Source organism: Novosphingobium sp., assembly GCF_965214355.1.
Taxonomy (GTDB): Bacteria; Pseudomonadota; Alphaproteobacteria; order Sphingomonadales; family Sphingomonadaceae; genus Novosphingobium.
The window spans coordinates 1,142,505-1,167,633 of the sequence record NZ_CBDCBI010000002.1 but is presented as its reverse complement, the minus strand read 5'-3'; the positions used below and the strand labels follow the sequence as shown (position 1 = coordinate 1,167,633).

The 25,129-nt window shown below is 62.6% G+C and carries 9 protein-coding genes; 2 read left to right on the top strand and 7 right to left on the bottom strand.

The features are described 5' to 3' along the window. Window positions 1-15: 15 nt before the first annotated feature. The 6 genes from ACOOE2_RS06110 to ACOOE2_RS06085 form a co-directional block, all read right to left on the bottom strand. Complete coding sequence (locus tag ACOOE2_RS06110; RefSeq protein ID WP_420382134.1) at window positions 16-1,080, bottom strand: DNA topoisomerase IB; 1,065 nt, start codon at window positions 1,078-1,080, stop codon at window positions 16-18. 58 nt (window positions 1,081-1,138) lie between these two features. Then, window positions 1,139-2,533 (bottom strand): HlyD family type I secretion periplasmic adaptor subunit, encoded by a 1,395-nt coding sequence (locus ACOOE2_RS06105; RefSeq protein ID WP_420382133.1) that lies wholly within the window; start codon window positions 2,531-2,533, stop codon window positions 1,139-1,141. Beyond that, window positions 2,530-4,710 (bottom strand): type I secretion system permease/ATPase, encoded by a 2,181-nt coding sequence (locus ACOOE2_RS06100; protein ID WP_420382132.1) that lies wholly within the window; start codon window positions 4,708-4,710, stop codon window positions 2,530-2,532. The genes ACOOE2_RS06105 and ACOOE2_RS06100 overlap by 4 nt, the downstream gene beginning before the upstream one ends. After that, window positions 4,707-6,497, bottom strand: a complete 1,791-nt coding sequence (locus ACOOE2_RS06095; protein WP_420382131.1) for a TolC family outer membrane protein — start codon at window positions 6,495-6,497, stop codon at window positions 4,707-4,709. The genes ACOOE2_RS06100 and ACOOE2_RS06095 overlap by 4 nt, the downstream gene beginning before the upstream one ends. Beyond that, on the bottom strand, window positions 6,494-7,081 hold the full coding sequence (locus tag ACOOE2_RS06090) for a hypothetical protein (RefSeq protein ID WP_420382130.1): 588 nt from the start codon (window positions 7,079-7,081) through the stop codon (window positions 6,494-6,496). The genes ACOOE2_RS06095 and ACOOE2_RS06090 overlap by 4 nt, the downstream gene beginning before the upstream one ends. Window positions 7,082-7,286: 205 nt before the next feature. Further along, window positions 7,287-21,491, bottom strand: coding sequence for an RHS repeat-associated core domain-containing protein (locus ACOOE2_RS06085; RefSeq protein WP_420382129.1), 14,205 nt, complete (start codon window positions 21,489-21,491; stop codon window positions 7,287-7,289). A gap of 666 nt (window positions 21,492-22,157) precedes the next feature. On the opposite strand from ACOOE2_RS06085, the gene ACOOE2_RS06080 reads away from it, so the two are divergent. Together ACOOE2_RS06080 and ACOOE2_RS06075 are read left to right on the top strand one after the other, a co-directional pair. Next, window positions 22,158-22,880, top strand: coding sequence for an autoinducer binding domain-containing protein (locus tag ACOOE2_RS06080; RefSeq protein WP_420382128.1), 723 nt, complete (start codon window positions 22,158-22,160; stop codon window positions 22,878-22,880). A 52-nt stretch (window positions 22,881-22,932) separates the two neighbouring features. Continuing rightward, on the top strand, window positions 22,933-23,184 hold the full coding sequence (locus ACOOE2_RS06075; protein WP_420382127.1) for a DUF2171 domain-containing protein: 252 nt from the start codon (window positions 22,933-22,935) through the stop codon (window positions 23,182-23,184). An 18-nt stretch (window positions 23,185-23,202) separates the two neighbouring features. Here ACOOE2_RS06075 and ACOOE2_RS06070 read toward each other — a convergent pair whose 3' ends face one another. Further along, window positions 23,203-24,969, bottom strand: a complete 1,767-nt coding sequence (locus ACOOE2_RS06070; protein ID WP_420382126.1) for a diguanylate cyclase domain-containing protein — start codon at window positions 24,967-24,969, stop codon at window positions 23,203-23,205. Between the last annotated feature and the right edge of the window lie 160 nt (window positions 24,970-25,129).

The following is a 25,129-nucleotide window of genomic DNA, read 5'->3' as shown; positions in this document are numbered from 1 at the left end:
GGGGAATGCGGGCGGTCATGCAAGCGCGGCGGCACGCGTGTCCGGCACGCCGTCCTGCGCGCGCAGGAATGCGACAAGCGCGCGTTCCCCCGATTGCAGCCATTTGGTCGGTCGCGGGGCTTTTTGCAAAATCGTCGAAGGTGGTTTGCCCGACTTGATTGCGGCGATGACTGCGGGGTGGACGTAGCTTTTGCGGCTGATTGTCGGGGTGTTGCCAAGTTCGTCGGCAACCTGGCGCATAACTGCATCGAGCGTGATCGCGCCGCCCGCATCGGTCCATGCCTCGAACGCGACGAGCGTACCGCCCCAGGTGCGGAAGTGCTTGGCGGAAAATTGCGCGCCCATGATCTCGGAAATGTAGCGATTGACATCGCTCGATCCGATGTCGTGCCTGGCGCCGAGTTCATCGACATACTGGAACAGGCGCTGGCCCGAAAGGTCGGCCAGGCCTTTGACGATCTGCAGCAGCGCGCGGTCGTGCAGGATGCGGTTCTGCATTTTGCCCGATTTTCCCCGGTAACTCAGTTCGATGCTGTTACCATGCAGGTTCACATGCCGTTTGCGCAAAGTGGAAATGCCAAAGCTGCGGTTGGATCGGGCGTATTGTTCGTTGCCGATACGAAAATGGCCAATGTCGAGCAGGCGGACGATGGCGGCAAGGCAGCGTTCACGGGTTGGCGCGCGGTTGGTGGGCGTATGGTCGGTCAGGACCGCTTCGATTTGCGCGCGCATGGTCGGCAAGGCTTCGCCGAAGGCCGCGCATAAAGCATATTTGGTTGCATCCTGCCCGGCGCGAAATTGGGGATGATAGCGGTATTGCTTGCGCCCGCGCGCATCGTAGCCGGTCGCCTGGATATGCCCCTGCGGATCGACGCAGAACCAGCATCGTTGATAGGCAGGGGGCATGGCGATGGCGGCCAGCCGCGCAAGTTCGGCCTTGTCTGCGATACGCGTGCCGCACGGCAGGTGAAAGCTCCAGCCCTTGCCGCGGCGGACACGGGTGATGCCCGGGTCGTGATCGTGTGAGAAGCTCAGCGTGGCGCTCTGCGGCGCCGCACACCCTTGCGTCAATTTCAGCATCTCCACCAGGTCGCACCGCCAGATTAAAAAACGGGCGCGGGTGATGAAAGTTCCGGGGTTACTGTTCCTTGCCCGCCTGGCTGACCGTCGTGGTGATCGGGCTGAGCAGCCATGAGATGATCCGGCGGTTGCCCGTGCGGATATCGGCGGTCACGCCAAGCCCTGCGCCCAGCGGCACAGGTTTGCCATCGACGATGATGCTGCCGCGCGTCAGGTGGATGCGCGCAACGAAGGTCGCACCCAGATGCTGGTCGGGCACGGAATCGCGGCTGAGCGAGATGACGGTGCCGGGAATGCTGCCATAGCGGGTGAACGGAAATGCGTCGACCTTGACCTGGACCGGCTGGCCCTCATGGACGAAGCCGACATCGCGGTTCAGCACTTTGGCTTCGACTTCCATGTCATCGCGTTCGGGCACGATCACCATCAGCGTGCGTGCGGCTTCGGCCACACCGCCCACGGTGTGGATCGCCAGTTGCTGCACGGTGCCATCGGTCGAGGCGGTCAGGTGTTCGAGGCGCGAGCGGCGCATGGCCTTGGTCACGTCTTCCTGCTTCTGGATCGCGTCGGCTTGCGCCTTGGCCAGTTCGACCATGGCCTGGCGTCGCGCGGTGTCGCGCGTTTCGAGCATGGCCGCGCTGTATTTGTTGGCTTCGGAAGCGCCGCGTGCCTCTTGCGCGGCGGCGACATCGCGTTCGCCCTGGTCGACGCGGCGTTGGCGTTCCAGTTCCAGCAGGCGGTTGCCCGGCGCGTATCCGTTGACGTCGAGCTTGCGCAGCGCGTCGACTTCGCGGTCGAGCAGCGGCATCGTGCCGTTGATCTTGGCACGGGTGGCCGCGGCAGCGCGCGCATCGGCCATCGACGATGTGCGCGACGCGCTATATCCGCCGACAGTGGACGTGACTTCGGCCAGTTGCGCGCTGACCAGTTTTTGCTGCGCAGCGGCGACATCGGCGGGGGTGCCCGGCGGCGGGCTGAAATGCAGGCCCTTGCCATCGAGCGCGGCGACAAAGGCGCGGTTGCGTTCGACTTCCAGCTGATCGGCGCGCAAGGCAGTCTGTGCCTGTTCGAGATCGGCGCTGGCGAGTGTCGTATCGAGATCGATCAGCACCTGCCCGCGTTTGACATGATCGCCATCGCGCACGTGGATCGCGGCGACGACGCCGGTAGCGGCCGCCTGGACGATCTTGCTTTCGCCGCTTTGCAGGATCTTGCCAGGTGCGGAGGCGACGACATCGACTTTGCCCAGGATCAGCCACGCCAGCGTCGCAACCAGGCCGATGATCAGCACCCACGAGGTGACGCGGCCGGTGGGCGAGACCGGACGCTCGACCACTTCGAGCGCGGCGGGCAGGAAATCGCTTTCATGGCTGGCGAGATGGCCCCGGCTGCGCTCCGCGTCGGCGCGCAAGGCTTCGCGGATCACGCGCCAGTAATGCCCGATCGAGCTCATCGCACCGTCTCCAGACCGGTTTGCTGGCCGGTCTGCCGCCTATGCAGATCGGCATAGCGTCCGCCGGCGCGCAACAGTTCATCATGCGTGCCGTATTCGACGATACGCCCTGCTTCCAGCGCGATCAGCTTGTCGCACTGGCGCACGGCGGACAGGCGGTGCGCGATGATCAGCACCGTGCGGCCCTGGGTGATCGCCTTGAGATTGCCTTGGATGATCTCTTCGCTTTCGGCATCGAGCGCCGAGGTCGCTTCATCGAGGATGAGGATGCGAGGGCTCGTGACCAGCGCGCGCGCGATAGCCAGACGCTGACGCTGGCCGCCCGACAAGTTGGTGCCGCGTTCCTCGATCGGGGTGTCATAGCCATGCGGCAGGCCGAGAATGAAATCGTGCGCGCCCGCCAGCTTTGCCGCTGCGATCACCTGGTCGAGCGGCATTGCGGGGCTGGCCAAAGCGATGTTTTCGCGGATCGAGCGGTTGAACAGCAGATTTTCCTGCAAGACCACGCCGATTTGGCGGCGCAGCCACGCGGGATCGATCTGCGCGATATCGACCCCGTCGATCGTCACGCGCCCGGCTTGCGGCACGTACAACCGCTGCAGCAGTTTGGTCAGCGTGCTCTTGCCCGAACCCGACGAGCCGACGATGCCGAGCGAGGTGCCCGCCGCGATGTCCAGATTGATGTCGTCGAGCGTCCACGGCCCCTCCAGCCCATAGCGGAAGCGCACGTTTTCGAACGCGACATGGCCCTTGATCGCGGGCAATCCGGTGCGGCTGCCCGCGCCGGGCTCGGTCGGCTGGTTGAGCACGTCGCCCAGCCGCGCGATTGCGATGCGCACCTGCTGGAAATCCTGCCACAGCTGCGCCATGCGGATGACCGGGCCCGATACGCGCTGCGCAAACATGTTGAACGCGACAAGCCCGCCGACAGTCAGCTTGTGCTCGATCACCGCTTCGGCGCCGAAGTACAGGATCGCGGCGAGATTGAGCTTAGATACGAGCTGGATCAGCTGGCTGCCGGTGTTGCCCAGGTTGATCACGCGCTGGCTGGCAAAGCTGTAACCGGCCAGTTGCCGCTCCCAGCGTTCCTGCCACTGCGGCTCGACTGCGCCCGATTTCAGGGTGCTGATGCCCGAAATGCTTTCGACCAGCAGCGCGTTGTTGGCCGAACCGCGTTCGAATTTCTCCTCGATCCGCGCCTGTAACGGGCGCGTGACCAGCACCGCGACCGCGATATAGCACGGGATCGTCAGCACGCTGATCACGAACAGCTTGATCGAATAGATCCACATTACCGCGAGGAATACGACGGTGAACAAGGGATCGACCAGCACCGTCAGCGACGCATTGGTCAGGAATTCGCGGATCGTTTCCAATTGGCGCACGCGCATCGCGATATCGCCAACGCGGCGGTTTTCGAAATAGCCGATCGGCAACCCGAGCAGGTGGCGGAACAGCCGCGCCCCCAGTTCGACGTCGATTTTCTGGCTGGTTTCGGAATAGAGCCGCGTGCGGAGCCAGCCGAACAGCGTTTCCCAGCAAGACACCCCGACATAGCCGATCGCCAGCACGGTCAGGGTATCGAGCGTGTCGTGGACCAGCACCTTGTCGACAACATTCTGGAAAAACAGCGGCGCGGCCAGGCCCAGCAGATTGATGCACAGCGTGATGACCAGCACTTCGCCGATCAGCCGGCGGTACTTGACGATCTGCGGAATGAACCAAGTGAAATCGAATTTCCTGGTGTCGGCCGCCAGGCTTTCGCGCGTGGTCAGCAGCACCAGTTCGCCGTCCCACATCGCATCGAGCATTGCGCGCGTGACTTTGCGGATCGGCAGACCCGGCGCCCCGGGTTCGGGCACGGTCAGCTGGATCAGCGCCTCTTCGCCCTCGACCCGGCCGATGATGAACCAGCCTTGCGGGCCATTGGCGAGCGCCGGCAGCGGCAGGCGCGCCAGCCGGTCGAAGGTCCCGCTGACCTTGCGCGCTTTTACATCGTGTTGCGCCTTGGCCAGCCGCAGCAGATCGTTGCTGGTGATCGCCAGGTGATGACCGAGCGAATGGCGCAATTGTGTCGGATCGACCGCGAGCCGATGCATCGACAGCAACGCGGCAAACGCGATCAGCCCGCTTTCGTCGCTGGCGTGGCCGAGTTCCGCAGCAGGTTCGGTGGTCATGGGCGCGACAGGCTCCGGTCTTCGATCGGCGTGCCGATGGTACCCTGGATGGGTAAGATCGGCGAATAATGCACCTGATCGACCATTGGAAAGGTAACTGGCGGCACGACCATCACCGCCGCACCACCGCCGAGCGGGGGCTGTTGCAGCGGCGGTTGAGTAGGCACGGGTCGCGCGACCTTGTCGAGCGCGAGCACGAGCCCGTCGAGCGGGGTGGCCCCGCGCCGTTCGGCATGCGGCAGATCGGTCGAGGGGTCATACAGCCCGGCGCCGGTTTGCAGCGAGCGTTCCTCGAGCACGCCGATGTAGCGCAGCAGCGTCGCTTCGGCGACGTAGAGATCGTGGCGTGCCGAGACCAGCGAGACTTCGGCGTTCAACAAGGTGGAATGGGCGTAGAGCACATCGAATGTCGCGCGCAGGCCGAGCCGGTATTCGGCAAACGTGCCTTCGTCGAACACCCGGGCAGAGGCGCGTTCGCGGATCGCTACGGCGATATTGCGCTGGGTCGTGGCGATCGCGTTCCAGGCGTTGATGATGCGGTCGACCATCTGGCGCCGCGCGGTTTCGATGCCGATGCGGTCGGCGGCGTTGCGGTCTTCGGCCTGCGCGACAGATGCGCCGACCCTGCCGCCGTTGGTCAGCGGGATGGTCAGCACGGCCTGGCCGGAAAACACCTGATCCTGGTTATACAGGTAGAAGGGCGCGGCCCCGCCCGTCAGCGTCGCGGTGCCGGTCAGCGCGACCGTAGGGCGTCCCGCGGCTTTGGCAGACGCGATCTTGGCGCGCGATTCGCGTTCGATCTCGATCGCCTGCCCAAGGTCGGGATTGGACTGTTGCGCAAAATCGAACGCTTCGCCGACCGACGCGGGCATATTGGGGAGTGGCGGCGCGGGCGCAAGGACACGCGGATCGTGGCCGACGAGCGCGGTATACGTCGCGCGGTCCTGTTCCATCTGTTGCTGCGCCGAATTGTAAGCGGCCTCGGCCACCTGGACCTGTGTTTCGGCCTGGGCGATGTCGGTGCGGGTCAGTTCGCCGGCCACGCGCCGCGCGCCGACTTCGCCCTGGATCGCCTGCAATTGCCGGACATTGCCCGAATACAGCCGCAGGATTTCGCTGTCGCGGCGGATGTCGGAATACGCTGTGACGACCTGCAGCAGCACGTCGCCTTCGGTACCGCGCAGCTGTTCGCGGCCGGCGCGGATTTCGGCATTGGCGGCGTCCATGTCGGCGGCCGCCCTGCCGCCGGTGTAGAGCGGCTGGGTCACCATTGCCGAGGCGGCCAGCGTGTTGCTGGTGATGATCGGTGACGGCGCCAGAAAGCGCGTGGCCTGGGTAACGCGGCCGGGCACGGTTTTCTGGTAGGTGCCGGTCACCTGCAGTTCGCTGGTCGGGCGCAATTCGGCTTCGGCCAACGCATAGTCCTCGCCGCTGGCACGCAGCAGATAGCGCTGCGCCTGCAGGGTGGGCGCGGTTTCATAGGCGGAGCGCAGCGCTTGCCCCAGCGTTTCGGTGGCCGGCGGTTCCGCATCGAGCGCGAACGCGGGCGGTGCCCAGCCTTTTGCGGCGACGCTGCCTGGCGGACACGGCTTTGCGGGATGCGGCGACGCCGGATGCGTTTGGCCGGTTTTCGCCGGTGGCGGGCATGGGGCGTTCGACGGATAGGTGACTGTGTCGTCTTCGAGCACGCCCGGTGGCTGGATCGCCTGCGCGCCTGCCACAACCGGCATCAGCGCGCACAGGCAGCTCAGCGCGAGCGCCGGATAGGATGGCAGGCGGCCGGTCATTTTTCGACAAAACGGCTTTCGGGCGCGCATCCCCGGGCTATAGCCAGGTCGTGCAGCGTGGCCAGTCCGCGCAGATGAAATACGCGGACCGGATCGCCGCGTTGCGGCTCGATCGCGATCGCTTGCGCCTGGGCGATCCGGTCATAGGGCACCCAGACCACGCCGTCGGAGGGATCGGCCATCGATCCATGATCGATCGGCGTGTTCAGCGCGATCAGGCGGGGCAGGTCGTCGCGTGAGGCATGCGCATCGCCCCGGTCGATGCGGTAGACCGCATCGGTCACGGTCCTGACGAAGTGGAATTTGAAGCCGACGCCGCCCGAGCGATAGAGACCCCGGCCGTCGCGCGATTTGAGCTGGCACGCCAGTTCACCCGAAAATTTGTCGCGCGCGATGGTCAGATGCCATTCGCCCTGGCTCGTGGACTGGCGCGCAACGGTGTCGGGCGGGAAAAACATGATACGCGCGGTGGCCGAAGTTGCACCGATCGTGCCGGCAAGAGCGCACAGCGCAGCAGACAGCGCAGCGCGCGCGTGCCACTGCCAAAGTTGTGCGCCAGAAACCTGCCTGAACCGACCCATCATCTCGAAACCCCCTGCGCAGATCAAGGCAACCGACCGTGCGGAAAGGACCACGATCCCGGGGAACCCGGCATGCTTCAGGCCGCACCCCCGCGCGACATCCGCCCTGCCATCCTGCTGCACGGCATCATCGCTGCGGTCTAGCCCAAATTTTTTAAGAATTGGTTTTAACCACACGATGATGCCGGTTTGTCCTGCTGCGCGGCGATCAGATAAGATGGATATTTCCCGAGTTGAACAGGCCAGCCTTGGTCGTGTTTGCCACCAGCACAGTATCGCCGGTTGCATCCAGTGTGATCAGCACGCCACTGCCCTGTTGCTGAGACGCGTTCATCAGGCTGGCATATGTATCGAACACCGATTTGAATGACAGGGAGTCGGTGCTCGTCGCATAGCCCGATATCATCTGCGCGCCATCGCCAAAGCCGAAGGTGAGCGCGGCATTGGCCGCGCCTGTGACATTGATCGTGCCGCCGGTGTTTGCGCCGAACATGAACGTGTCTGCAGCGCTGGTCGCCGTTTCGATACCGTCCACAATGCTCAATGTCGCACTTGGCGCATAGACCGTGGTGGCATTTGTGCCGCTGGTCAGGATCTCGCTTGTCGCGATCGCAGTGCCGTCGCTCGCTACCGCAAACTCGATTTGCGTGTAGGCGCGGCCCGTCTGGTTTTCATACGCATTCACATAGCTGCCATCGGGGTTGAAAGCCTTGTCCTGGACCGTCTTGTCGTTGACCGTATTGGTATAACCGCCGTCTGGTGTTCGGCTCTGGGTCCCGACAACATTGCCCGAGGCGTCGTAAAAAGTCTGAAGTTCGACGAAATCGGCTGCGGTGTATGAATTGGTATGGCTCGCATAGGCCGTTCCAGCGAACGTCCCGGCCGTGAACGTCTGCACGGTGAACGCGCCGCCAGCGCCATAGGTTTGCACCAGCACCGGCTTGCCCGATGCAGCGAATGTTCGCGAGATCGGAACCTTGGCTGCAGTAAAGACGGTGTCTTGGCTCGTATACACCAAGCCTTGAATCGACCCGCTGCCGTTATAGAGCACGTCATAATTGCCGGTGCCGTCGGTGTGGATGGTTTTGACCTCGACCACGACCCCGTTCACCTTGATGGTGTGGCCGCCGTCGGGCGTCAGGATCTGGGTGGCAACGACATTGCCCGAGGCATCGTAGAACGTCTGAAGAGCGACGAAATCGGCTGCGGTGTATGAATTGGTATGGCTCGCATAGGCCGTTCCAGCGAACGTCCCGGCCGTGAACGTCTGCACGGTGAACGCGCCGCCAGCGCCATAGGTTTGCACCAGCACCGGCTTGCCCGATGCAGCGAATGTTCGCGAGATCGGAACCTTGGCTGCAGTAAAGACGGTGTCTTGGCTCGTATACACCACGCCTTGAATCGACCCACTGCCGTTATAGAGCACGTCATAATTGCCGGTGCCGTCGGTGTGGATGGTTTTGACCTCGACCACGACCCCGTTCACCTTGATGGTGTGGCCGCCGTCGGGCGTCAGGATCTGGGTGGCAACGACATCGCCCGAGGCATCGTAGAACGTCTGAAGAGCGACGAAATCGGCTGCCGTGTAGGTGTTGGTATGGCTGGCGTAGGCCGTTCCAGCGAACGTCCCGGCGGTGAAGGTCTGGACGGTGAAGCTGTTGTAAGCGCCATAACTCTTGGTCGCCACGGTGGCGCCCGCCTGATTGTAGAACGTTTGGAGCGTGAGCATGCCGCCTGCCGTATAGGCGTTGTCATAGCTGGCATATGCCGTGCCCAGGATAGACCCGGCCGTGGCATGGTGCTGGACAGTGCCTGCAGGGCCCGTAACGTTCACAGTCACGTCCTTTTTAACAGTCGCGCCGTGGTTGTCGGTGACGTCGACAACATACGTCAGGCTAACCGTCTGCCCCGCGCCGAGGTAGGCGAACGTAGAGTCGGGCGAATTGAAATTCCACGTGACCGAGCCCGGGGTTGATCCGGCCTGTTCGGTAACCGCAGAGGTCGTCAGCAGCGACAGCAGCGTGGCGTTGTTCGGCAGGCCGCCAACTGTGCCGCCGCTCGATACGGATACGACAGACGCCGTGTGCGTATCGTCGCTATCGGCATCGGTGAATGCGATCGTGCCGGTGGCGGTGTCATTGGCCGGCGTGGTTACGTTGGCCGTGAGCGAGGCGGTTGCCGTTGTCCCGGCGGCAATGACGGGCGCATCGTTGGTGCCCGTTACCGTAACGGTAACGTCCTGTGATACCGATTTTCCGCCGACTTCCACGATCTGCACCGCGTATGTCAGCGTCAGCTTTTCGCCCGCCGCCAGGTAGTCGAACGTGCTGTCCGCAGCGGCAAAATTCCACGATACGCTGCCGGGGTTCGACGCGGTGTCTTCGCTCAGGGTGCCGAGCGACAGCAGCGCCAGCAGCGCGCTGTTCACGGGCAGGCCGGTCGTGACGCCCGTTGCCGAAACCCCGGTGATCGAGGCCGCGTGGGTCGAGGACAGATTGGTGTCGGTGTATGCAATCGAGCCGGCCACCGTGTCGGGCGTGGCCGAGCCGGTGGTGTTCGCCGCTTCGGTGATCGCGCCGGTGACGACAGTGCCTGCGACCAGGACCGGTGTTTCGGACGAAACCGTGCCCTTGATCGTCAGCGATACCGGAGCCACGCTGCCCGAATAGCCGCTCGCGTTCGAACCTGTGCCGGTGAGCGTGATCGTCTCCGAGAACGTGCCGTCGTTGGCGGTCGACAAGCTGGCCGACAGGGCACCGTCCGACTGCCCTGCACCAAGCCCGCTGAACGAATCCAGGCCGCTGTTGGTAAAGGCGCTGTTGGCAGTGACGCCGAAGGTGCCTGACAATAGATCGGCAAGACCGCTGGCCGCGTTCAGCGCGGCCAGATCGACCGTGGCAGGGCCGGAGCCCTGCGCGATCGTGCCCAGATCGAGCGTATAGCCCGCAGCGGCCGAGCCGGTCAGCGTGCCCCCACCCGACGTCTCGCGCAGATCGGCCGTCGCGTAGTTGTCGACCTGGACACTGAACGCGACCGCATCGGTGCCGATTGCAATCGGCGCCAGCGTGTCGATACCGGTGCCATCGCTGGTCAGCGCGAGATTGACCTGGCCCGAAACTACACCCGAGGTCGCGGTGGAATAGCCGACCGTCACCGACGAGGCATCGGTCGTACCCGCCGCGATCAGGCCGGTGGTGCCGCTGGCGGTCACGCCGCCCGTCACCCCGGCGACGGTCGCGCGCAAGCCTTCGGAATAGCCGTCTGCCGGATCGCTGTTCGCAATCGAAAGGGTCTGGCTGCCCGCATCGCCGACGTGCACGGTCGTGGTGCCTTGCATGACGGTTGCCGCGGCGGCGCGATAGACCGCGCCGGTGACCGAGACCGACTGGTTCAGTACCAGCGGCGAAGACGCGCCATTGCCCAGATCGGACGCCAGATTGAGCGTGACCGCACTGCTCTGCAGGCCTGCCGTCACGGTCGATACGCCGAGCGCAATGCTGGTCGAATCGCTGGCGCCTGCGGCCAGCTGGCTGATCGACCCGGTGCCCACTGCAGCCGATCCCGCGCTGAGCGTGACATCGAGCGCCGCAGCGCCGGGTCCTGCGCTATTGGTGACCTTGATCGTCTGCGTATCGTTCGCACCGACCCGCACATCGGCCAGTTTGATCGCGGTGGTGCCCAGCACGGCCTGCGCCGCCGCAACGACGTTTTCTTTTATCGTCAGCGTGATATTCGGCAAAGCGCCATTGTATCCGGTGACGTTGACATCGTGCGTACCGATCGTGACGAGCGTGGTCTGCGCGCCCAGCGTGCTGGACAGAGGCTGCACCGTCGCGGCCGTAATCGCCTTGCCCGCACTAACCAGCGTTGCCGAACCGATACTGGCAACGTTGAAACCCGTTCCGGACAGGGCAACCGTCTGAGCGCTGATGCTGTCGGCGGGCGCGTCCGCGAGGTTGGCGAGCGCGAATTGCAGCGCGGCCACGGCTGTGCCCTGCACGACATTGCCAAGGTCGAGGACGTAACTGTTGCCCGACTGAGCTAGGCTCGGTGCGTTTTCGGTCGCGCCGATCGCATTGCCCAAAACATATTCGAGCAACGGCTGGGGCGCGGTGCCGGCCACCGGTACATTGTTGATCACGTCGACTTGCGCGGTCGACGCATAGACCGGGTTCGCCCCGGTGCCCGAAATCGCAACCGCCAGCCATTTGTCGGTGCCAGCGCCCAATGCGGCGTTGGGCACTTCGACCGTAACTAGCGCGGTGGTCTGACCGGCCAGGATCGTCACCGTACCGCTTGGTAGGGTGCCGCCGAAATCGGCCGCGTTGAAATAGGTCTTGCCGCTGTCGATCGCGGTCGGCACCACGGCATAGTTGACGACGGTGTTGGCTGTCGCGGTACCCGTCAGGCTGATGGTGAACGTGACCGGCGTCTGGTTGCTGACTTCGGTTACCGTCGGCGCGGCGGGGCTGATTCCGATGCTCGGCGGCGGTGCTGCACCAGCGGTGATTACCGCGCTGGAGGTTACCGGGGCTTGCGACCCGTCGCTTGCCGCATTGGCGATCAGGCTCGGATTGCCGGTAACCAGGTAGTCGTACAGCGCGTCGGCCGCTGCCGTCCCGGTAAGCCCGGCCGCCGCGACCGCGGCGGTTGCCGCCTGCACGACAGCGGTCGGCAGGCTGCTGACCGGCAGGTCATACTGCGGATGAGCAAGATCGGTGTAAGTGGCAGTGGTTTCCCCGTTCAGGTAATTGAGCAGCGAGGTGCCATCGGTAATCCGCCAGGCGTTGCCGAATGTCTGGTAAAGCTGGTCCGACGACAACGTTGCGCCCAGCGCCGTTCCGTCAGGCAACTGGAACGCATTCGCCGCGCCGCTGTAGGATCCCAGCAGGCCTTCGACCGATCCCGGTTTTGCGCCGGGCGCCAGATCGACGGTATAATCGAGATACGAACCGTTGTTGGTGATGTTGACAACTTCGCCGGTTTTTTCGGTGACCTGATAGCTGTTCTGCGACAGCGCCGTGATCGTGCCGCCCGCCAGCGACAGCGTCGGATTCGACAGGTTCAGATCGGCGGGCACGCCATCGAGATAGACCGTCGCCGAGCGATCAGCGGCAAAGACGATTGTCTGGTTGCCGACCTGGATGCCGATTTCGGTGGTCAGCGTCGGCGCGCTTTCCCCTCCGCCCAAGGCCGAAAGCCGGATCTGGACCTGGAAATTGTCGCCAGCCGCGGTCGATTTGGCCAGCAGGAATTCGCCCACTGCCTGGAAATTGAAATGCACCCCGTCGAAAGTCGTCAGATGGACATCGCCCCAGCCGCCGGCGCGTGGGCGGTTGACGGTTTGGGTGGTGGAGATCGTTCGGTCGCCGAAATAATATTTTAACGCATAGTTCACGTCGAATATATCGCTCGAGCCGATACCACTCAACAGCGCCTGGAACGTCGATAAAACCGGCCCGCCCGGGATCGCACTCAACTCGGTGTTCAGCAAATTGAGGTTTACCTCGGCGGGGCTGTCGACATAGATGCCGTTCCCGTCTTTCGTTAATGACTTTCCAATTGAATAGAGCCCGGTTCCCAGTCCGACCAAACCAAAAACCGTTGCAGTAACGGGCGCAGTTACAAATCCCGCAGTTGCGACAGCGGCTGTTATCGCAAGACTGGCGACGCCGAACAGAAAACCTGATGGTGAAAATCCGGCGCCGTTAGGATCGACATAGTTGAGGCTGTTATTCCCTGAATATGTATAAAGGTTGATACCTCCGGATTGTCCTGTCGGATCCTGCGAAATAAATCGACCCGTGGTCGGATCATAATACCGCGCGCGCGTATTCACCAGTCCGTTGGTCTGCGTGATCGCGCCGGCAAGGCCATTGAACTGGAACGGATTGACCACGCTTCCTGTCGAACCGAGCACGGTGCCGGTCGGAGAGTAGACATAGGTCTGCGTCAGCGTGCCGTTGGCGCCGCTCAGGCTGGTAATATTACCCGATGCATCGGCATTGTAATAGCTGGTCGTGCCGCCGCTGGTCACCGCTGTCAGGCCATTGCCATAGACATATGTGGCGGTCGCTTGGCCGCTGGCATTATACGCCTGCGCCACGGCCGACAGCGCGCCGGTGGCGGTGGCATTTATCGCCAGCGGATCGGATACATACGTCGTCTTGATGCCATTGACCATTTCAGAGGCGATGTTGCCGAAGGCATCGTAGGCATATGTCGTCGTACCCCTGGTATCGGTCGACGATGTCAGCTGGTTCTGGATGTTGTAGTTATAGGTAGTCGTTGCGCCGCCGCTGGTCTTGGTCACTAGGTTGCCATTCGCGTCATAGCCGTATGTCGTGCCGTCGGCCGCGGTGTATTGGTTGAGATTGTTGGCGGTGTAATTGGTGGTCGCGCCGTTGAATATGGTCTGGATGCGATTGCCCGCCGCGTCGTATTTGTAAGTCAGGTCCTGGTTGGCGATCGAGGCATTGGTCGATGCAAAGATCGCATGGGTCAATTGGTTGGCGGCGTCATATGTATACGTCCATGCGCCGTCGCCCGAGGTCGCGGTCGCGATCCGGCCGTCGGCATCGTAGGTATAGTCGATCTTGCTGGTGGTGGTGCCGTCGGACGCGAGAATCTTGATCTCGGTCATGTTGCCGGCGGCATCGTAGGTATAGGCCGTGCTTGCGCCGTTGCCGGTGATTTTTCCGGTCAGCGCGCCATCCGCGCGATAGGTGTACGTGGCGATGACGGCGCCGCTGCCATCGGTGATCTGCGCGAGTTTGCCGGCGCTGGTAAACGTGTAGTTGGTGATCGAGCCATCGGGTTCGATCCGCTGCGTTTCCTGGCCCGCCGCGTTGTAGCTGTAGCTTTCGACCTGGCCGGCCGCGTTGGTTACGCTCGATAGCAGGCCCTGCGCGGTGTAGGTGTAGGTCGTCACGCTGCCGTCGACTGCGGTTGCCGACGCCAGATTGCCGCTCGCGTCGTAGGAATAGCTTTGCGACGTGCCGTCGCTGAACGCCTCTTTGGTAATCGCGCCGGCCGCGTTGTAGGTGTACTGGATGGTCGCGCCCGAGGCCTCGATCTCTTCGGTCAGTTGTCCCGCAGTGTTGTACTGGTACTGCGCTTGCGCACCATTGGCCTGTGCGACGCCGGTCGTCTGTCCGGCGGCGTTGAAGGTATACTGGGTTTGGTTGCCGTTCTGATCGGTAACCGATGTCGGCGACGAGGTCGTCGACGCTCCATAGGCGTCCTGCACCGTATTGCCGAGCGGATCGGTGTAGCGCGTCAGGTCGCCGGTGGCGTCGTAGGCATAGCCGTAGGTCTGCCCGGTCGCACTGGTGATCGACGTAACTTGGCCGTTGGCATTGTGCTGAAGGGTAATCACGCCGCCATTGGCGTCGGTTATTGCGACCGGTTGGCCCAATTCATCGTATGTGTACGTCGTCGTCTGGCCGGCCGCGTTGGTCCGGGTCACAGTGTTTGCGCCGGGGTATCCGTAAATCGTGGGCGCAGCGCCATTCGCCAACTGCGACGCAAGGTTGCCCTGCGCATCGTAAGTATAAGTTTGCGTGCTGCCATCGGACGCGGTGACCTGGGTCAGCGCATTCTGGATAAAGGCATTGGTGCTGGTCGAATACTGATAGCCCGTGGTGCCCGCGGGGCTTGTCGTGCTCAACAGATGTGCGCCGGTCTCATCGTACGTATACGTGATGACATTGCCCGCGGTATCGGTCGCGCTGGTGATGTTGCCCTGCGCATTGACCGTGAACACAGGCGGGTGGCCCGCCGTAGTGGTAATACTCGTAATGACGCCCGATTCGTTGCGGTGGATCGCGATCGCATCGCCGTGCCCGTCGCTGATCGCGATAACCAGACCGGACATGCCATCGAATGTTTCGATCGTGCCGTTCGGGTTGGTTTTCGTATAATTGGAATACGGATTGGACGAGTCCAGGAAAGCGATGCCTTCCGAGACCGGTGCGACGACTTGATAGCTTATCGATCGGCCGAGGTAATTGCCGTCCTGATCGACATACGTCGTGATATATTCAATGACATAGCTTGGGCTCTCCGGATTGACATTACCCGCTCCGATGCCGTTCATCGGCCCCAGTGGGCCGACATCGTTGAATTCCGAATTCCAGCCGTCACCGAAGGCGCCGCCGCTATTGCGGCTTGTCAGGCTGGACCCGTAACTTGGCGTCAGCAGCGAATTCAGCCCCGACGTATTCTGCGACGGATCGACAACTTTTGCCAATTGCTGGCCGCCCACGGCGCCGAACGCCTGTGCGACGAGCAGGTTTACCGCATCGGTGTAGCCGGCATTCGTCGTGCCCGTCTTGTCGAGCGTTGCGATCGCGTTAGAAATCGCCGTTGCAAAGCTGGCATCGGTCGTGCCGACCTCGGCAATGAAGCGCTGTTCGAACAGCGCAAAGTCGGTTGCGTCGAGGCCGGCCGGCTTGATCGGGCCGAGAATCGCATTCCAGTTGATCGTCTGGGTGGCCGCAGTCGGCGTCGATGCCACTGTAATGTGGTTCTGAATGCCGGATAGCGATCCCGTCTGGTTGTTGGCATCCGCCTGGACCACGAAATACGTCGTGGCCGTGCCGGTCTGGCTGTTGACGGACAGACCGCCCGGCACTGTGACCGTATGCGTTTCGGTTTCGCTCTGGCCCGGCGCCAGCGAGCCTGTGTAAGTGAAAGTGCCGGCAAGGACCTTGTTGCTGCCCGCAGCGTCGGACGCGACATAGACGTTGTCGGTCCAGGGTCCGGTTGCGGTCGCATCTCCGCTGTTGGTGATGGTCCAGGTCAGCTGAACTGTCTGACCCGCCACCGCGGCCTGCGGCGCTGTAATCGTGCCGACCGTCAGATCGGGCGCATCGACATGGTTCGACGTGACCTGGACGTGCTGCAATGCCGTGCCGCCGAGGCTGTCGGTAACGGTCAGGTTCAGCGTGTCGGAGCCTTGGTTCGGATCGTCGACGGTCAACGTGGCGAGGTCGGAGTTGACCTGCGACAGCGATCCGGTCAGCGTGATCGATGTCGCACCATACCCGGTCGCCGTGCTGCCCGTCGCGGACAGCAGCCCGCTCGCATCCGACAGCGTGACGGTGAATTGCTCGTAGGATGGTGCACCCGCTTCGTCGATGCTGAAACCCGTCAGGGGCGTGATCGAATTTTGCGTAACCGTTGCGCCGAACGGGGCCACGATCGATGGCGTGGGTAGCGTTGTCACTGCAACGCCCACCGTCGGTGCCTTGTCGCCGGCGGCATCGGTCGCATTGAAAGTGACCGTATCGGTCCCGGCGCCTTGTTCGGTGATCGTCAACGCGCTCAATTCGGCCGAGACGGCCGATTGCGATCCGGTCAGCGTGATCGCATGGGTGCCGGACCCCGAAACGCCGCTGCCGGTCGCCGTCAGGATACCCGTTGCATCCGAAACCGTGACCGTCAGGTCGGCGCCGTTCAGCGCACCCTGTTCGTAGACATAGGCGCCGCCGAACGGCGTGGCGACGTTCTGGGCGGCCAACAGCGTCGACTGCGCACCGATGACGATCGGCGGTTCGACATAGATCGGTAGGCTTTGCGTGGTGGCGCTGTTGCCGGCGCTGTCCACCGCCGACACGGCGAGCGCATCGTTGCCCAGTCCGCTTTCCAGGACGGTCAGCGTCGCCAGTTCGGCGTTGACGTCTGCCAGGCTGCCCGTGACGGTGAGCGATTTCGTGCCCGAACCGCTGACGCCGGTACCCGTAGCCGCCAGCACACCGTTGACATCGACCACGGTGACCGTGACCGTGCCGCTGTTGGCAAGGCTGATGTCGGCCAGTGAAACACCGGAAATCGCAGCAGCATACCCTTGCGTGGCCGCAACCGAGCCAGGCGCGGTGATCACCGGATCGGCCGTCAGCAGGATCTGCGAGCCGCCGTTCCCGTTATCGGGATTGAACGTCACCTTGGTGTTGGCAGCATTGGTGATCGTGAAGGTATCGGCCGCGCCGCCGCCCACCGGCACGATCGTGACGCCAACGGACCCCGTCACATACCGGGTGATCGTCACGTTTGGCGAGCCATCGGGATTGGTTGCCGCGACCAGCCCGTCGAGGTCGATGACATCGTTGGTCTGTGCGCCCTGGATCTGGATATTCCTGAAATTTATACCGGTCGTGTCGGCAAGTTCCAGAGTCGCATTGCTGCCTGTAAAATTGACGTAGATATTCGTCGTATCGCCGATCGCGCCTGTCAGATCGACGGTTGATCCGGCTTTCAGCGCCACATCGTACCCGTTGTTGTACCCGTTGGAATCGAGTGCGCTGTTCACGATCAATTTGGAGTTGGCATCGCCAATCAAGTTGACGAACCCGGTGACTGTGCCGGTGTATGTCAGCGTCCCGCCCGATGCCTCCATGTAGATATTGCCCCCGGTCGACCCGAACGGGCCGTCAAGTGTGCCATAGCCGAGCACACCACTGGGATATTCGGATCCGAAACCCGAATTGAACACCACCTGATCGCCGCTCAACCCTGCAGTCGACACGGTGCCGCCGGCCAGGTTGATCGTCCCGTACAGTTTGACTGCATTGGGATCGATGAGGCTGGCGCCGTTGTTCAGATTGAGAATGCCAAGCTTGTCGAACCCCGTCGCCGGATCCTGCGACCCGATCGAGGTCAGCGACTGGGCCAGTGCAACAGTGCCGCCTGGGGTGGAAACACCGATCGTCGAGGTGTTGTCGATCGTGGTTTCGCCGTTGAGGACCGAAATCCCTTTCGCGCCGTACAGCAGGATGCTCGATCCGCCAGTCGCCAGAAAACCGGCATTCACGACGCCGTCGGTCAGGTTGTCGCCTGCATTCGCCGCATCGCCGATGACCAGCGATCCGCCGTTTTCGGCCGAGAATGAACCGCCATTGGCAAGATAGGTGTCGGTGACAAAGGCCAGCGTGTTGCCCGCCACATTCGCGGTCAGCGCAGCCCCGCTGAAATCGGTCGACGACAGGCCTTCGCCATCGGTGACCGTAACGGTGCCAGCACCGATGAACCCGACGGGAACGTTGTTTCCCGTCGTGTCGACAAAAGTAACCTGGCCGCCCTGGGCCAAGTGCGTGCCGTCGCCGTTGACGCCGGTTTCCAGACCGACATTCTGGCCGGCAGCCAACGTCTGCAGCGACTGGATCTGGACATTGGGGCCAAGGATCTGCGTATCGCCATTGGCCAATGTGCGCTCGACGGTGACCGCGCTGAGTGACGAGGCCGCCGCAGTGGTCAGCGTGGCGCCCGATTCCAGTTTGATCGTGCCGTTGCTGATCTGGGTGTTAATCAGGTTGAGCGTGCCGGTGACGTCGAGCGTGCCGCCATCCAGGTTGACCTGCATCGGCGCGCTGTCGCTCGCATTGCCGAAATTCACGGTGTCGGCAATCGTGATGACTGCCCCGCCCGTATTGTTGATCGTCGCATCGATCGTGACATTGTCGAGCGTCGCGGTCGTCCCCGCGATGTTGACCGTCGGTTCGTCGAACGCAAACGGCGCATTGACCGTGGCATTTTCGAGCTTCGATCCGGTTTCGAGATTCAGCGAGCCAGCGCCGGTGATGATGCCGGCGACATCGAGCGTACCCTGCACGTCGAGCGTGCCGCTATCGAGGTTGACCGCGTCCTGGCCGGCCGGATTGCTGAGGAGAACCGTATTGCCGCCACCGATGATCAGCGTGTTGTTCGCGCCAATGTCGATCGCGCCGTCGTATTCGCCGCCAATAAGCGTGCCGGTGCCGATTACGGACAGCGAACCGCCCTCCGACGTCAGCTTTGCATTGTTGCTCAGCGACAGCGAACCCCCGTCGAGCACGACCGAACCCGAGACGATATGAATGTTGTTGGAAGAGCCGAGCGAGCCCTTGATATCGAGCTCGCTGTTGTCCTGGATCGTGACGTCGTTGATGACCCCCGCGTTGTCGGCGTTGAATGCGCCAAACGAATATTGCCCAATGACCACGTCGGAGCCATTGCCGATCGCCAGGTTGCCCGCGATGCCCGACGCATTGAGTGTGGACGCGCCATAAGTCGCCGCCGATCCGAACGTGAGATGCCCGCCCAGCTGGTTGACGTTCAACACATCGAGCGTGCCGCCATCGACTTCGAACGTGCCGCCGTTGACATCGAGCACACCCAGCGTCGAGCCATTTCCGGTGGAGGCGAACGACAGGTCCAGCGTGCCCGTCAGGCGCGCCGCGACCCCGCCCGCCGGATCGGTGGCGTCGACAATGACCAGTGCGCCGACTTCGGTGCCGGCGAGCGTAACGGTGAACGGCGCGCTGTCACCGTGGTTGTTGTCGATCGTGGTGACATTGCTGCCGAGCGTGGGATAAGGCCCGCCAGCAACCGGAACACCGTTGTCCCAGTTGGCCGCATCGTCCCAGGTCGTGCCGTCGCCTTGTCCGGTCCAGTTGGTCGCGGTCTGCAACCCGCCGACGACGTTTACGTTTAGCAGCGCATCGGTTTGATCCTGGTTGAACACCGCGCCGCTTTCGACCGTTATGGTGCCGTTTTCGATCAATGTATTGGTCAGATCGAGCGTGCCGAAAACGTCGATGTTTGCGCCGTTGAGATTGACGACGGTCTGCGCCCCGCCCGCCTGTCCGATCGAGGTGACGCTGCTGGCATCGATTGTGATCGTTACAACGGCGTCGGTGTTACCGACGACCATGTAGCCGCCGTAGATGTTGACCGTGTTGGAAAACGTCGTCGACGCGTCGATCGCAAACGTACCGCCGTCGATGAAGATATTGGCCCCGTTGTCGTCCCCATAGCCGGACAGATTGCCGCCATCGAGCGCAAACAGCGTGCTGTCACCGCCGTCCTGGATGTCGAGCGTGCCATCGAGCGCCAGCGTGCCGTTGGCCACGATCAGCTGCGACCCGCCGTTCTGTGTGACCGTCGACGGCCCGCCGCCGCCCTGGCCATGGAAAACATTGTAGCCTTCCAGCAGGACTTCGCTGTTGGAGATCGTGAAATCGCCGTTGACGATATCCTGGTGCAAGAACTCCGCACCCGCCGAAGTGCTACCGAAAGCCAACGTGCCACCATTGAGGCCGACTCCGGTATAGGCCAGCGTGCCGCCGTCGATTTCGAACGTGCCCGAGGTCAGGTCGAGATAGCCGTAGGCACCCCCTTCGCCTGCATAGGAGGTATCGAGCGTGCCGGTCAGGCTGACCGACGGGCCGTTCGAGGGGTCGGTTGTTCCGACGTAGATGTCCTGCGCATTGACATCATTGGCGATGACGATCGTTGACGTCACGGTGTTGATGATGTTGTTGATCACCGCCACCGACTGGCCGTCGGTGGTAAAGCCCAGGCCCGACTGCGGAACGCCATTGGTCCAGTTCGCAGCGTTCGACCAGTCGTCATCGCCTGCGCCGCCGGTCCAGTTGGTCTGCCCGGCCGGGCGATGATCGGTCAGGGTAACGCCCGAAATCGACGACGTGGCATCGGCGGTATAGGTCGCTCCCGATTCGAGGATGACCGTGCCGTTTTCCAGCACGGTGTTTACCAGCGTGAGCCCGCCGGTCACATCGATCGTGCCGCCATTGAGATCGATCACATCAGGCGATGTGGCCGAGGCGGGCGCAACGAGGGCCAGGTCGTCGCCCGAGTTGATTGAAATCGTGTCGGCACCGATAAAATTCACCGCGCCTTCGAACACGTAATTCGCAGTGACGGAAAAGCTGTGCGTGACATTCAAGGTGCCGCCGTCGGCAAAGATCGTGCCGGTGCTGCCCCAGCCATTCAGCGAACCGCCGTCGAACGAGAACGTGCCGCCGGACTTCACATCGATCAGGCCGCTGAGATAGATCGATCCCAGTGTCGACACCGTCGAGCCATTGGATATGACCACGTCTGTTGCTGTGCCGTAGCCCCCCAATCCGTCGAACACGGCGCCGTTGAACGCAGACATGACGACCGTAGTACCGTTGTCGATGACCAGATTGCCATCGATGATATCGCCGCCCAGCGTGATCGTACCCGGGCGGAAAACCAGCGCACCGCCGTTGATCTTCACCTCCGCACCGGTCAGGGTCCCGCCGTCGATGGCAAACGTTCCCGCAGCCAGATTGATCAGGCCGAATCCGGAACCGGCGTCGCTGACATTGGTCGACATGGCCAGCGTACCGGTCAGCGTGACAGCCGCAGCCCCAGCCGGATCGGTCAGGTCTATATCGATTTCGCCTGCGCTTTCGTTCCCCGCGATGACCAAGGCAAACGGCGTCGTGGCGACACTGTTGTTGATCGTCGCAAGGTCCTGATCGCCGGTCGGCGCATACGCGGCCGGCAAGGGCACCCCGTTGGACCAGTTGGCGGCATCCGACCACGATGTACCATTGCCAGCGCCGGTCCATGTCGTGCTGAACGGATAGGGAGAGGTAGCCATCGGTCGATCTCCAGCCAAAACGCAGTAAGTGTTGATGCAGGGCACGCGCATTCACGTGGCCGTGGATCGCCCGATTGGGCAGGGTATTCGCCAAAGGCGCGCCTGACGCCGGGATGCATCATGCAACCCGGCTTCAAACGAGCCGTGGTGTCAAGAACCGACCCTCAATACGTATTGAGAGCCAGCCGGGGTTTCCCCCACCATCATTTTGCGAATACCCTGCCGTTTGCGACCCCAGACCAGATCCGCAGATTGGCACCGAATGGGAGCCATCAAAACCCTCCAAACAGAGGGTCGCAAGACGTTAAGTACCGAATATATGTGCCATTAAGAGAAACTACGTGGCCGTGACAGTACCCGGGGTCGCTGGACGACAGCAGATCGGGTCTGGCAAGCATTGAAGTCTAACACGAATTGACCGATTCATGACTCATGGCGACAACGGAACAAGGTGGTCGGCGATAGAGCCTATGGCGTGCATATATTTTCGGTCGATCACTTGGATACTCACCATTTTTTATTATTATTCAGTAGGTTAACGAAAATTAGGGTTAAGCTCGGGCAGAGCCTCCATTCAGGCGGTGCCGATGTGCGACTTTGCCGGTTGCCGCTTTGTCCAATGGCTAGAACAGTGGCATCACGCAGATGTCCGGCACGGATTGCGTCATGAATGACATCGTAAAAGCCTTCGAGTTCAATCTCGAACTGCGCCGTCAGACTGCGGTCGAGCCGTGCCGGTTGTTGTTCAGGCAGCAGATCGCGCCATATGGCTTCGATACGTTCGCGTGTGGCGAACTCGATTTGCGCGATCGCGGGCGCGCGGTCTTTTTCCTGATCGACTGGTCGGACAAATGGGCCCGGTTTTATGCAGCGTCGGGACTGGTCGAGCGCGATCCGGTGGTGGAGGCGCTGGCGACCCGGCTTGAGCCCTTTACCTGGAGCGATCTGCGTGCCGATCGCACGCTGCCCAAAATCGGCCTGAAAGCACTGGACCTGTGCGCGGCGGAAGGCTGGAACGAAGGACTGGTCGTGCCGCTTGGCCAGGTCGGGAATCGCGTCGGGCTCGTCAGCATGGCCGGGCGTGATTGCAACCTGACTGTCGAGGCGCGGGCCTATCTGTGCATGATCGCAATCTGCCTGCAGACGCATGTCCGCGTACTGGTCGGCTCGCAGGGGTTTGCCGTGCCGCCGATGGGCCTGACCGAGCGCGAGATTGCCTGCCTTCGCCTGGTCGCCAAGGGCAGGTCCGATGCGGAAATCGGCGAGAACCTGGGGATCAGCAAGACGACGGCGCATGAATTCGTCGAGAAGGCCAAACGGCGGTTGTCGGTGAAATCGCGCGCCGAACTGGTCGGCGTCGCCGTTTCGCTTGGCATTGTCGATCTATAGCGGACCTTTAGCGCCTGCCGCCCGTTATTCCTCCATCACAGGAGAAACGGCCATGAGCAATCTTGAACAGATCAAAGAACATATGGAAATCATCGGCGCCGACGGCGTGCATGTGGGCACGGTCGACAAAGTCGAAGGGGACCGGTTCAAGCTGACCAAGGCCGACAGCGGCGCGCATGCGGCGCATCACCATTTCGTGTCCGGCGGCCTGGTTGCCGGCATCGAAGGCAACAAGGTGCGCCTGTCGGCGACCGCGGCCAACGCGATCCTGTTTGAAGAAGAAGAAGACGGTCAGGCGCTCTGACGGCGGCGACAGGCAGCGTCAGGCCGACAGGCTGATGCGGTTTCTGCCGTCGTTCTTGGCGCTGTAAAGTGCGGTTTCCGCTGCGGTAAGGACCGCTTCGGGGCTGGTGCCGGGTTCGAATTTTGCGAGCCCGGCGCTGACCGTTGCGCGCCACAACTTGCCGGATAACGGACGATTCTCGATCGCGGCGAACCGCGTCAGGATGCGTTGACAGATGTCGTAAGCGTCGGATGTCGAGGCGCCGAACAGCAAGACGGCGAATTCCTCACCGGACAGCCGAATCGCGGTATCTCCTGTACGCACGGAATCGCGCATGACACCGGCAAAGGCCTGGAGCACGCGATTGCCGGCATCTGCGCCGTGGACAGCGTTGATCTGCGCAAAATGGTCCAGGTCGAACAGCGCAAGGCAGCCTTGCTTGCCGGCTGCCAGACCGCGCGCCAGATCCTGATCAAACACGCGGCGGTTGGCGAGGCCAGTGAGCGAGTCGATGACCGGTTGCCGCGACAGGTCGTCGATCAGGGCACGCCGGTCGGTTACGTCGCGAATGACGATCAGCATGCCCGCGACACGCCCCTGGTGGCCAAGGATCGCGCGTGTGCTGCCCTCCACCCAGACCATGCGTCCATCCTTGCACTGCATCCGGTATTCGGACGTTGCGGCGCCGTCAGGGCTTTCAAGGATGGTCTGGCGGCTGGCGCGCACCGCTGGCGCATCACGCGGATGGATCAGATCGAAAAACTGCCGTCCGAGCAGTTCATCGGGGAGATAGCCCCACAACCGTGCCACCGAAGGTGATGCGAACCGCACTGTGCCATCGCCACGCAGCCGGATGATTACGTCGCTCGCGCGCTCGACGATCAGCCGTTGCAGCGTTTCTGCGGCGTAGACTCGTTCCAGCAGACGGTGGCGCGCGGTGCGCTCTTCTGCCAGCAACAGCAGCACTGCGACCGTGCATGCAAAAAACAGCTGCAGCACTTCGAATTTGAGCGCCATGGTGACGCGCAGCAGCGTGGTCGGACCCATGCCGGCAAACGACGCCGTCAGTCCTACAGTGATCGTGATGATCACCGCGCACATCGCGCCGAACCGACCCAGCCGCAACACCGCCGCGACCATGGCAATCAGCGGCAGTAGCACCAGCGGTGCGACATTCTGGCCAAAGGTAATCGCCAGCGTAAACAGCACCGCGGTCAGCAGCATTGCTGCCTCGCGCATGTCGGCCGGCGTTGCCGTACGCAGCCACTTCGCCCCCTCGCCGCGCATGACCAGCAGCAGTGGCGGCGCAAAGGCGAGGAAACCGAGCCCGTGGGCGGCAAACCAGTCGCGCCACGCCAGAGCGAACGCCATGCCGTTGACCCAGTGGATGACCGCGGCCGCAGGCAACGCAAAGATTGCGGGGATCAGCAGCCCGGCGATGCCGATAAACCACACGATCTCCCTGATCGATTGCAGCCGGCCGAACCGCCGGTAGCAAGTCTTGACGAGCGCGGCCGCAGCGGCAGTCTCGAGCACGCCCAGCAGCGCAAGCGGCAGCGCCGCCATAGTGCCGAAACCGAACCACACGATCGCCAGGGCACCTGTGGCCACCGCACCAATCATCTGGGCCGGCCAGGTTCGGCGCGGCGTCGTGACCAGCTGGACAAACAGCACCGCGCCCGCAAACCATACGACCGCAACACCGTTGTCGAACCGCGACAGCACCAGCCCCAGCGCCATTGCCAGAAAATAGGCCACCAGAAACCGGCCAAAGGCAATCAGATGTCCAGGGCGAAGCAGCGTCATCAGGTACACGGTATCCAGTCGGGCAGGTATTACGCCGCATGGTAAGCGACCTGTTAAGACCCACATTGGCGGCGACCTGTGGAGATACGGTGAACTCGACCTGGTTTTTATTGACTAGCAGAGATTGCCGTTTGATCGGGGCCGTCTGATCGGGGCAATT